Below are 11,907 nucleotides of genomic sequence, written 5' to 3'. Positions count from 1 at the left end.
GGCGTCCTCTCTCAATCCCAGTCCAGCGCGCCTTTGCGCCATTCATATAAAAAGCCGATCCCCAGCACGGCCAGAAAGCCAAGCATGGATAAAAAACCAAACAGCCCGATCCGCCCCAGACTGATAGCCCAGGGGAACAGAAATGCGACTTCCAGATCAAAAATAATGAACAGAATGGCCACCAGATAAAACCGGACATCAAAACGACGTCGGGAATCATCAAAAGGACCAAACCCGCACTCATACGCCGTGAGCTTCTCAGGGTATGGTTTTTGGTGCCCACTCAACAGAGCCATACCGAGCATTGCGGCCGCGATAACAACCGATACGCAACCAAAAATCAGAACCGGAGCATAATCGCCTAGAACAGACTGCATGGAAAATTCCCGCGCGCATGAAAGGCTTGTAATAAGCCGTTTAATGCAGCCACCCTAGACCCGCAAAATGCAGACGGCCATGCACGAACGCGTATGGTCGTGGCCACTTTGTTGTGAATAAAATGATTTGGCGAAAAAAAAGGCTCCCTGCCCGGAGGAGGAAGCCATTAAGCAGAATAAATTACTCTGCTCCACAACACAAATTGTTGGGAATGGTGGGCGATGACGGGATCGAACCGCCGACCCTCTCGGTGTAAACGAGATGCTCTACCGCTAAGCTAATCGCCCGCGCCCTATGTGTCACAAAACAAAACGGCCGACAACCTCTTTTTTAAAGAAATTGTCGGCCGGTCTGAAATAAAATCCGAAGGAGGATTATTTGCTAACAGCGTCCTTCAGTGCCTTGCCCGGCTTGAAGCGGACAGAGGTAGAAGCCGGAATATCAATTTCCTCGCCGGTACGGGGGTTACGGCCTTTGGCAGCCTTGCGGGTTGCGGTCACAAACGTACCAAAGCCCACCAGACGTACTTCCTGCTTTGTGGACAGAGCTTTTTCAATCGCACCGAATACGGCGTCGACCACTTCTCCGGCCTTAGCCTTCGGCAGGTCAACGGTCTCTGCTACTGCTGAGACGAGCTCCTGCTTGTTAAGCGGCTTCTCCATCTTACGCCTTTCACTTTCTTTCAATTCATAGGGGCGGCGGGCGGGTTTCGTCCGCCTCTCCGCTGCCTGAACGCACTATGAAGCCGTTTTTTCCTACGTCAACCAAGCAAACGCAAACTTCGGTCTTCTCGTGCATTTTGGTTAATGTGGCAGCACCGAAGTAACTGCCTGCGCACCATTGGCGGGCACTGTTTCGGGCACCTCTTCCCAATGAATCGGCTGTGGCTGGCTGACCAGCGCACGGGCCAGAACTTCATCCACATGCGAAACAGGTACAATTTCCAGATTCTTCTTCACGCTGTCAGGAATTTCCGCCAGATCTTTCTCATTTTCCTGCGGAATAAACACCGTGCGAATACCCGAACGAACAGCCGCCAGAAGCTTCTCCTTCAGCCCGCCGATAGCCAGAACACGCCCCCTGAGTGTTATTTCACCCGTCATGGCGACATCACGGCGAACGGGAATACCGGTCAGGACACTTACCAGGGATGTCACCATGGCAACCCCAGCGGAAGGACCGTCTTTAGGAGTCGCACCCTCGGGCACATGCACATGGAAGCTGCGTTTGTCGAAGAGAGTTGGCACGATTCCAAAACTGGTAGCCCGACTCCGCACAAACGAGAACGCCGCAGAGATGCTCTCCTTCATGACGTCACCCAGCTTGCCGGTTTCCACAATACCGCCCTTGCCTGGCACCATAACGCTCTCAATGGTCAGGATTTCCCCGCCCACTTCGGTCCAGGCCAGACCGGTAACAACGCCAACCATATCCTCCGCCTCGGTCTCACCATAGCGGAAGCGCTGTACGCCTGCGTATTTTTCCAGATTACGCGCCGTAACCGCGACCTTCTTGGCCTTGCCGGTCACGATCTCCTTCACCGCCTTACGGGCAAGTTTGGCCAGTTCACGCTCAAGGTTACGTACCCCGGCTTCACGCGTGTAATACCGGATAACGTCACGCAGGGCTTCCTCATTGATCGACCATTCGCCCGGCTTGAGGTTATGCGCCTCAACCTGCTTGCTGATGAGGTGACGCTTGGCAATCTCGACCTTTTCATCCTCCGTGTAACCGGACAGGCGAATGACTTCCATGCGGTCCAGCAGCGGCTGGGGCATATCCAGACTGTTGGCCGTTGTCACGAACATGACATCGGACAGATCGTAATCAACTTCCAGATAATGGTCGGCGAACGTACCGTTCTGTTCGGGATCGAGCACCTCCAGCAGCGCCGATGCCGGATCACCGCGCCAGTCGGAACCCAGCTTGTCAATTTCATCAAGCAGGAAGAGCGGGTTGGACACCTTCGCCTTTTTCATACCCTGAATGATCTTGCCGGGCATGGAGCCTATATAGGTCCGGCGGTGGCCACGAATTTCAGCCTCATCCCGCACACCCCCCAGAGACATGCGTACGTAATGCCGCCCCGTTGCCTTGGCGATGGAACGTGCAAGAGAAGTCTTGCCTACACCCGGAGGCCCGACAAGACACAGAATCGGCCCCTTGAGTTTTTGCGAACGGCTCTGAACCGCCAGATACTCCAGAATACGTTCCTTGACTTTTTCCAGCCCGTAATGATCGGCATCCAGAACTTCTTCGGCCTCAACCAGATCATGCCGCACTTTGGTCCGTTTTTTCCACGGAATGCTCAAAATCCAGTCAAGGTAGTTCCGCACGACCCCGGACTCGGCGGACATCATGCTCATGCCACGCAGCTTCTTAAGCTCGCTCAGAGCTTTTTCGCGCGCTTCCTTGGAGAGCCGGGTCTTGGCGATCCGCTCTTCAATTTCGGCTGTTTCGTCCTTGCCATCTTCACCTTCGCCAAGTTCTTTCTGAATGGCCTTGAGCTGCTCGTTCAGATAGTACTCGCGCTGTGTCTTTTCCATCTGACGTTTGACACGGTTGCGGATTTTCTTTTCCACCTGAAGCACATCTATCTCTGCTTCAATATGGCCGAAAACCTTTTCCAGTTGCCCCTGCACTGTTGGGGCTTCCAGAATTTCCTGTTTTTCGGAAATCTTGAGCGAAAGATGGCTCGTCACTGTATCTGCAAGCTTGGACAGATCATTGATCTGGTTAAGCGAGACCAGCACTTCGGACGCAATTTTCTTGTTGAGCTTCATATACTGCTCAAACTGCGACACGATGGAACGGCCCAGAGCCTCCGCTTCGGGGCCAATGGCCGCCTCGGCTGGCATCTCCTCAATATCGGCTTCAAAGTGGCCATTTACCTCATGCAGCGCCTTAACGCGCACGCGGCGAACCCCTTCAACCAGCACCTTGACCGTGCCATCGGGCAGCTTGAGCAACTGCAAGATGGTGGACAGCGTGCCAACCCGATAAATATCGTCCGGTGAGGGGTCGTCCTGTGCCGCGTCTTTCTGGGCTACCAGCAGAATGTGCCGGTCATCTTTTGTAACCGAGTCCAGAGCCCGTACGGATTTTTCCCGCCCGACAAACAGCGGAACAATCATGTGGGGGAAAACCACAATATCACGCAGCGGCAGAACAGCTACATGGGTATGCTTGGTGTGAGCTTCCGCAACAGTTGCATCAACTACAGGAACAGACTGTTCGGACACGGCCGAAACTGCCTGATCATTCTTGCGCCTGCGACGTGGTGCCGGTTTTTCGTTATCAGCCATCGTCATGACCTCCCGATAAGGACGATCGGTGCCGGGCACCCGCCAAGCGGCATGCCCCTGCACTGAAGAAGACGCCCCAAAAGGGACACCTCCGTGTTTCTCTTATGTTGTTATGCCCACAGCCCGGAACAATAGGGCAGAGGCAAGAACAGCACGAACAGGTACCCCGCTCGTGCTGTTTACGCTAAAATCTAACCTGCCTCAGGCGGACTGCTCTGCTGGCACGTCTTTTTTCTTACCATAAACATAGACCGGACTGGCTTTGCCATCCGCCACCTCTCGATTGACAACAACCTCCTCGACCGTATCGAGCCCAGGCAGGTCAAACATGGTCGTCATGAGAATGCTTTCCAGAATGGAACGCAACCCACGGGCACCGGTCTTACGAACGATAGCCCGGTCCGCAATGGTCTTGAGCGCATCATCCGTAAAGGATAGCTGAACATCTTCCATCTGGAAAAGACGCTGGTACTGCTTGACCAAAGCATTTTTGGGCTCGGTCAAAATCTTGATCAGTGCGGCCTCGTCCAGATCACCCAGCGTTGCCAGAACCGGCAGACGCCCGATAAATTCGGGAATAAGGCCAAACTTCATCAGGTCTTCAGGCTCAACATCATGCAGGATTTCCCCCATCCGGCGGTCATCGAGCGAGCGCACATCAGCTCCAAAGCCAATACCCGTACCCTTGCCTCGTGCGGAAATAATCTTGTCCAGCCCGGCAAAGGCCCCACCGCAGATAAAGAGCATGTTGGTCGTATCCACCTGCAGGAATTCCTGCTGTGGATGCTTGCGGCCACCCTGCGGGGGAACAGAAGCAACAGTACCTTCCATCAGCTTGAGCAGAGCCTGCTGAACGCCTTCACCACTCACGTCACGCGTGATGGAGGGGTTGTCCGATTTTTTGGAAATCTTGTCGATTTCGTCAATATAGACAATCCCGCGCTGGGCGCGCTCCACATTGTAATCGGATGCCTGCAACAGCTTGAGAATGATGTTCTCGACATCTTCCCCCACATACCCCGCTTCTGTCAGGGTTGTGGCGTCAGCCATAGTAAAGGGGACATCCAGAATGCGCGCCAGAGTCTGGGCCAGCAGGGTCTTGCCCGAACCCGTAGGCCCAATGAGCAGGATATTGGACTTGGCAATTTCCACATCGCCAGCCTTGGTCACCTGCGACAGGCGCTTGTAGTGGTTATGCACCGCTACGGAGAGCACCTTTTTGGCCTGCATCTGACCAATAACATAGTCATCCAGAACCTTGCAGATTTCTTTGGGGGTAGGAACACCCTCGCGCGACTTGACCTGCAGGGTCTTGTTCTCTTCACGGATGATATCCATGCAGAGTTCGACGCATTCATCGCAGATAAACACGGTGGGGCCAGCAATAAGCTTGCGCACTTCATGCTGTGATTTGCCACAGAACGAGCAATACAGCGTGTTCTTGGACTCTCCGGACTTTCCACTCATCAGCCCACTCCCCCGATCACCCCGGACTCCATGGAACCGGGGGCCAAACCCTGAGCTTTTGCTGCATGCCCAGGAACAGACATCCTCCTTATTGCAACAGGAGGATTAAAGTATGCCAGATTAAGGATGACCTTTATCCTTTTTACCTGCTTCGACCGCTTTATGGTGGCTGATCACTTCATCCACAATGCCAAAAGACTGGGCTTCGGCTGCGGACATGTAGCTATCACGCTCAAGCTTCTGCTCGATTTCTTCCAGCGTACGGCCAGTATGTTCACGGTAGATTTCGTTCAGGCGCTGCCGGATAATCAGAATTTCCTTGGCCTGAATTTCAATATCACTCGCCTGCCCCTGTGCGCCGCCAGAAGGCTGATGCACCATAACGCGCGCGTTGGGCAGGGCAAACCTGCGCCCTTTTTCACCACCAGCCAGCAGCAGAGACCCCATGGATGCCGCTTGACCGATGCACACCGTGCTTACGGGGCTGCGGATGTATTGCATGGTGTCGTAAATAGCCAGACCGGCCGACACAACACCACCGGGGCTGTTGATGTAAAAGGAAATTTCCTTGGTCGGGTTCACACTTTCCAGATACAGAAGCTGCGCGGAAATAAGCGAAGCCACCTGATCATAGACAGGCCCGGTCAGGAAGATGATCCGTTCCTGCAACAGGCGGGAATAGATATCAAAAGCCCGTTCACCGCGGGAGGTCTGCTCGACCACCATTGGCACCAGTGCATTGCTGAAAATCTCAACGGGATCACGATCCCTCATACCACTCATTCCCGTACAAAAAACTTAAACGCCCCTCCCTGCCTCTGCCATGGACAGAACCAGGGTCAGGCACACTGATTCAAGATAGAGATAAAGTGGCAATATGCCACCCCAGAAACGAAAAACAGCCCCAAAAAGAATGTCCCGCCAGTTCACACTGGCGGGACAGAGCCGTTTTATCAGATATTAGCTGGGGGAATATCTGATAGTTCTTCCAGACTCACGTCCTTGTCCGTGACCTTAGCGAGTTCAATCAGATAATCGACAACCTTGTTTTCAAAAATCGGTCCGCGCAGGGACTCAGCAGCCTGTGGATTCTTCTGGAAGAATTCAAAGACCTCTTTTTCCTGACCGGAGTAGCGCATGGCTTCTGCCCGCACTGCACGCCCAAGTTCTTCCCCGCTGACGGAAATACCGTTCTTGCGGCCGATTTCAGCAAGGAGCAGGCCCAGCCTTACGCGACGTTCCGCAATTTTGCGGTAATCGGCACGCAGGGTGTCTTCGTCCTTGTCCTTGTCTTCATCATCAAGCTGACCAGCCTTGCGGTCGGCTTCCACCCGATTCCATATCTGCTGGAATTCAGCTTCCACCATACCTTCAGGCGCAGCAAAATCTGCCTTATTGGAAAGGATATCGAGCAGGTCACGCTTGATGCGCAGACGGGACATCTGGTCGTATTCGCCCTCAATCTGCTTGCGCACCAGATCCTTGAGCTGTTCAAGGCTTTCAAAGCCCATATTCTTGGCAAGCTCTTCGTCCACCGGAGCGTCCACAGCTTTTTTGAGCTGGTTCACCTTGATGTCAAAAGTTGCTTCCTTGCCTGCCAGCTCTTCCGCGCCGTAATCAGCAGGGAAAGTCACGGTAATGACTTTTTCCTCACCCGGCTTCATGCCTTCGATCTGTTCGGCAAAGCCCGGAATAAAGCCTTCGCCACCGATCTCGACATTGACGTCCTGAGCGGTTCCACCATCAAAGGCAACGCCGTCGTGCTTGCCAACAAAGTCAATGGCGACAACATCGCCCTTACCTGCGGGACGCACTTCCTCGATCACTTCAAAGGTACGGCCACGCTTGGCAATATCTTCGAGCACCTTGTTGATGGCTTCATCAGAAACCGGGGCCTTCAGGCGGGTCAGCGTGAGGTCGGAAAGATCCGGCACAGCAATTTCTGGCAGGATTTCGCTTTCCACCTTGAATTCCAGATCCGCGCCTTTGTCTTCCTGACCGGAAAGCAGATCAACCTTGGGCTGGCCAGCAGGACGCAGACCACGCTCTTCAAACACGGTGCGAATGGCGTCGCTCACGGCCTGTTCAAGCACTTCGCCCCAGATGGCATCACCATAACGCTGGCGCGCCAGAGAGACAGGCACCTTGCCCGGACGGAAGCCCGGCAGGTTCAGATTGCCAGCAACTTCCTTAAGGCGCGCATCACGCTTAGCCTCAAGTTCCGCGGCGGGAACTGTAACTGTGAAACCACGCTTCAGCCCTTCAGAAAGGGTCTCGGTAACCTGCATCGGCCAGGCCTTCCTCTCGGTACAAAAAATCAGTCACCCGCTGCAATAACGCCAGAAGGCGCGGCGGACTGCGGACGGGAGCATGAAAATTTATTGGTACGGGCGGAGGGACTTGAACCCCCACAACTTGCGTCACCAGAACCTAAATCTGGCGTGTCTACCAATTCCACCACGCCCGCGCACACTCAATATACTCACCGTCGGCAAGATGCGTGGACTTAGCTCAAAGTGCCGGACACGGCAAGACACCGAAACGGATTTTGCGTGCTGCCCATTCCTCCTGCGCCTGCTCCGCCTTCTGGCGGGCCAGCCCCAGGTAGCGATCCAGGTCCTCCGCCACGGGCCACGGACCAGCCTGCAAGCCTGCCTCTCCATGCAGCCAGACACCCGCGCACGCCGCCTGCCATGCGGGCATACCTGCCGCCAGCAAAGCCGCAATCACGCCAGAGAGCGTATCGCCCGACCCGGCCGTACCCAATGCTGCCGTGGCATGTGTATTAATCGCCAGTCGCCCATCGGGGGCCGCAATCATGGTAGAGGCTCCTTTAAGCACAACCACGGCATTGATCAGCCGTGCCGCCTGACGCACCCGCTCGGGCGGATTATCCCCCAAAGACCCGAACACACGCGCAAACTCGCCCGTATGGGGAGTAATAACGGAAACACCACGCAATTTTTCAGGCTGCCCGGCGCAGGCGCTCAGCGCCCCGGCATCAGCCAGCACACTCCGCCCCGAATCCAGCAGCATGGGCAGGACCGCCTCCACCTCCGCCTCCGTCAACCCTGGACCACAGACCCATACATGCCTGCGCTGGTCCTCCAGCAGTTGCGCCAGCGGGGCATCATCCACAATCAAACCCGGCTGCCCCAAACGGTATGCCGGAGCGCCAGCCCCGGCAGCCACGCGCACAAGCCCGGCCCCCACGGAGCGCGCACCAGAAGCACACAGGCGCGTGGCTCCGGGCATGGACTGCCCGGCACAAATGCTCACCACCCCCCGCGTGTATTTATTGCTCTCCCCGCCCAGCACGGGCAGCGCCCACAATCCGGGGCTGTTGTGCCATGTGTTGGCAGGCACAGCCGCCAGCACAGAATCGGGCACACCAATATCGGCCAGAACCAGACGCCCCAGCAGCCCCCGCGCCGGGTAGAGCAGATGGCCGGGCTTGAACCGGCAGAACGTTACCGTCATTGCGGCCTGTGGCGCATAACCACGCACCAGCCCTGTGGCTCCATCCAGCCCTGAGGGCATGTCCACCGCCACAATCCGGCGGGCTGCAGCCAGCGTTTCGGCTACCAGACCGCCCACATCACGGCTGAGCCCTGCGCCAAATACGGCATCCACCACCAGTTCGGCCCGCGCCACTTCCGCCGGAGCAAAAGGAACACGCGGCCCCACATAGGCTGCACTGGCGCGCCCTGCGTCCGTATCTCCTCTGAGGGGAGCCAGTTCCGCCACCGCAACCGACCAGCCCATGCCTGCCAGATACCGGGCAGCGACGTAACCATCACCCCCATTATTACCCGGCCCGCACAACACCAGCACACGCACGGGCCGCTCATACCGACGAATGGCCCGCGCAACAGCACGCCCCGCATTATCCATCAGCGTGGCAACAGGTACATAAGCTGCACTCTGCCGGTCCACTTCCCCCATTTGCAAAGGGGTATAAAGGCTTAGAGAGGAAGGATCACCACGTTGCATGCTTGGCTCCGCACAGGGTGTGTGACTATTGTCAGGCATCATAGCCCCTTGCACCCGCCCCGTCCCCTTGGCAATCAGGCAGGCAGATACGCACCGGGCATGACGCTGCGCACAACAGCCTTCGCGCCCACCCCCACCCCCAACCGTGCCAACACGGAGACACCATGCCACATTCCATTCTCTGGAGCCTTGTTCTCGCTCTCCACCTCATCAGCATCATCATGTGGATTGGCGGGGGCGCTTACGCCGCCGTTGTGCTGCGGCCAAGCCTGAACCTTCTGGACCAGACACAGCGCAACTCCGTGCACCTGCAAACCATGGCCCGCTTTTTCAAGGGACTGACGCACGCCATTCCCACAACGCTGATCACGGGCTGGCTGCTGGTGCTGCATGAAGGCGGGTTTGCCAACGCACCGTGGACAACCAACGCCATGCAGGTGCTGGGCCTGATCATGGCAGCGCTGTTCGTGCGGATGTACATGGGCACTTACCAGAAGCTCCGCCGGGCTATCCGCCCTCAGGCATCAGGCTTCGACTCGGTACGCAAACAGGTACTGGTTATTGTGGCGCTGGGAATTATCACCGTGCTGGCAGCCTGCCTTGGCCATCCTTTTGTGTGAAGATAGCAAGTATCCCTGTCAAAAACTTGATTTTAAGCCCAAAGACCTTTATCGGGACTAGCGCCTGAGTGGCTTTGTAATACCATGGAATAACTGGCAAACGGTCTTTGCCGGACATGCACGAAGCCACCAGCAAGCTGAGCAACGACAGACCTAGTTCCGAGAGCATATTGACAGCCAAAACAACCGCCCGCCCCCGCAAGACGACAACTCGCAGCCGGAAAAAGGCGGCGGTTTCCGCCAGTTCAACTGCATTGGATGTGCAGGACGCCGAGGTGGAAAACACACCTCCCGCGGCCGGCGCTCCCGCCGAGGACAAACCCGCCCCCCAGAAACGCGCGCCCCGCCGCCGTACAGCCAAAGCCGAATCGGCTGCCGTGTCTGTAGCAGACACCCCTGCGGATGAAAGCACCTCCACGGAAGCCGGAGCCGAAGCTGCTCCAAAAAAAACCCGCGCACCAGCCAGACGGCGCACAAAAGCCGCCACACCCCCCAAAGCCGCCCCGGCGGCAGAGGCTGAAGCCCCGGTTGCCGTGGAACTGCTGGTTCCCGTCACACCAGCCCCTGTTGAGTCTGCGTCTGCTCCGGTGGCAGAGAGTGTCGTAGAAGAACCCACCCTGACCTTCGCCGACCTCGAACTCTCCAAACCCATTCTGCAAGCCATTGAGGAAATGGGGTACAAACACCCCACCCCCATTCAGGCACAGGCCATTCCCGCCGTGCTCATGGCGCGCGATGTGCTGGGAGTTGCCCAGACCGGCACCGGCAAAACGGCGTCCTTTACCCTGCCTATGCTGGAGATCCTGAGCGACTCCCGCGCCCGCGCCCGCATGCCACGCTCGCTCATTCTGGAACCCACGCGTGAACTGGCCCTCCAGGTCGCGGAAAACTTTGTGGAATACGGCAAGCACCTCAAACTCAACCACGCCCTGCTGATCGGTGGTGAGAGCATGGCCGACCAGAAGGAAGTGCTCAACCGCGGCGTGGATGTGCTGATTGCAACCCCCGGTCGGCTGCTTGATCTGTTCGAACGTGGCGGCCTGATGCTGAACCATACCAAAATTCTGGTCATTGATGAAGCTGACCGGATGCTGGACATGGGGTTCATTCCTGATATTGAAAAAATCGTCGGCCTGTTGCCTCCTTCCCGCCAGACGCTGTTCTTTTCGGCCACAATGGCGCCTCCCATCCGCAAACTGGCCGATGCGTTCCTGCACTCCCCCAAGGAAATCACGGTTGCACGCCAGTCTTCCGTGGCCACAACCATTACAGCCGGTCTGATTATTGTTGATGAGTTCAGCAAGAGCGAAACATTGCGTCTGCTGCTCAAGGACCCCGAACTCCACAACGCCATTGTGTTCTGTAACCGCAAGCGTGACGTGGATGTTCTGACCCAATCCCTGACCAAGCACGGTTTTTCCGTTGGCGCCCTGCACGGAGACCTGCCCCAGTCCGTGCGTTTTTCCACTCTGGAAAAATTCAAGAACAACGAACTCAAGGTTCTGGTCTGCTCGGACGTAGCCGCCCGTGGCATTGATATTGGCGGCCTGTCCCATGTGTTCAACTTTGATCTGCCGTTCCATGCTGAAGACTACGTCCATCGCATTGGCCGCACGGGTCGCGCCGGACGTGAAGGACATGCCTTCAGCATTGCCACGCCGTACGACAAGACTCTGGCCGAAGCCATTGAGCAGTTGACCGGCAAGCCCATTCCCCGCCTGTCTGTTGAGGGTATACAGCAGCTGGAATGGTCGGAAGAAAAACGTCCGCGCGGTGGCGGCCAGTCCCGCGGAGGCCAGAACCGCAAGGACAAACCGGCTCCACAGCGGGAGCGGGAGCCCAACCGCACGCGGGATGCAGCACCGCGCGAGCGTGAGCGCGACCCCACCCGTGAGCGCGAACAGCAGCGTCCTGCACAGGTTGCACAACCTGTGCCCAACAAGCCCCAGCCCCATAAGGGTGGACGTAACCAGCGTGATGAAATTCCACCCGCACCCGCAGGCGAATTTTCAGGATTTGGCGACCAGACGCCTGCCTTCATGCTGCTTCCCCGCCGCAATTCCTCGCGCCCGGCCACACCGGGAGCGCCAGAACATACAGAAACAGCGCAGGAAAGCCTCCACGTCTCTGACGTAGCATTCTGA

At 56.8% G+C, this 11,907-nt stretch carries 9 protein-coding genes and 2 tRNA genes; 2 read left to right on the top strand and 9 right to left on the bottom strand.

Annotated elements, in window-relative coordinates:
- Positions 1–11 precede the first annotated feature (11 nt).
- From PY793_RS05420 to PY793_RS05380, 9 genes are all read right to left on the bottom strand, one after another.
- On the bottom strand, positions 12–377 hold the full coding sequence (locus PY793_RS05420) for an NADH-quinone oxidoreductase subunit A (RefSeq protein WP_275177063.1): 366 nt from the start codon (positions 375–377) through the stop codon (positions 12–14).
- 213 nt (positions 378–590) lie between these two features.
- A tRNA-Val gene (locus PY793_RS05415) sits at positions 591–665 on the bottom strand.
- Between the two features lie 87 nt (positions 666–752).
- Positions 753–1,040, bottom strand: a complete 288-nt coding sequence (locus tag PY793_RS05410; RefSeq protein ID WP_275177062.1) for an HU family DNA-binding protein — start codon at positions 1,038–1,040, stop codon at positions 753–755.
- A gap of 141 nt (positions 1,041–1,181) precedes the next feature.
- A complete protein-coding gene (gene lon / locus PY793_RS05405) occupies positions 1,182–3,683 on the bottom strand; it encodes an endopeptidase La (RefSeq protein WP_275177061.1) in 2,502 nt (833 codons plus the stop codon).
- Between the two features lie 201 nt (positions 3,684–3,884).
- Positions 3,885–5,150: an ATP-dependent Clp protease ATP-binding subunit ClpX gene (clpX, locus tag PY793_RS05400; RefSeq protein WP_275177060.1), complete on the bottom strand. Its 1,266-nt coding sequence runs from the start codon at positions 5,148–5,150 to the stop codon at positions 3,885–3,887.
- A 120-nt stretch (positions 5,151–5,270) separates the two neighbouring features.
- On the bottom strand, positions 5,271–5,933 hold the full coding sequence (locus tag PY793_RS05395) for an ATP-dependent Clp protease proteolytic subunit (RefSeq protein WP_275177059.1): 663 nt from the start codon (positions 5,931–5,933) through the stop codon (positions 5,271–5,273).
- Positions 5,934–6,103: 170 nt separating this feature from the next.
- Positions 6,104–7,438 carry a trigger factor gene (gene tig / locus PY793_RS05390; RefSeq protein ID WP_275177058.1) on the bottom strand — a complete coding sequence of 445 codons (1,335 nt, stop codon included), beginning with the start codon at positions 7,436–7,438 and terminating at the stop codon, positions 6,104–6,106.
- Between the two features lie 94 nt (positions 7,439–7,532).
- Positions 7,533–7,617: transfer RNA gene (locus tag PY793_RS05385), tRNA-Leu, on the bottom strand.
- Positions 7,618–7,661: 44 nt separating this feature from the next.
- Complete coding sequence (locus tag PY793_RS05380; RefSeq protein WP_275177126.1) at positions 7,662–9,143, bottom strand: NAD(P)H-hydrate dehydratase; 1,482 nt, start codon at positions 9,141–9,143, stop codon at positions 7,662–7,664.
- 164 nt (positions 9,144–9,307) lie between these two features.
- Here PY793_RS05380 and PY793_RS05375 point away from each other — a divergent pair, with 164 nt between their 5' ends.
- Both PY793_RS05375 and PY793_RS05370 read left to right on the top strand, forming a co-directional pair.
- Positions 9,308–9,763 carry a hypothetical protein gene (locus PY793_RS05375; RefSeq protein WP_275177057.1) on the top strand — a complete coding sequence of 152 codons (456 nt, stop codon included), beginning with the start codon at positions 9,308–9,310 and terminating at the stop codon, positions 9,761–9,763.
- Between the two features lie 170 nt (positions 9,764–9,933).
- Positions 9,934–11,907 carry a DEAD/DEAH box helicase gene (locus PY793_RS05370; RefSeq protein ID WP_275177125.1) on the top strand — a complete coding sequence of 658 codons (1,974 nt, stop codon included), beginning with the start codon at positions 9,934–9,936 and terminating at the stop codon, positions 11,905–11,907.

Origin of the sequence: Acetobacter fabarum (genome assembly GCF_029069195.1) — a bacterium.
GTDB classification, from domain to species: Bacteria; Pseudomonadota; Alphaproteobacteria; order Acetobacterales; family Acetobacteraceae; genus Acetobacter; species Acetobacter fabarum_A.
Note: the sequence above shows the minus strand (reverse complement) of the source record. Positions and strands in the feature narration are given on the sequence as shown.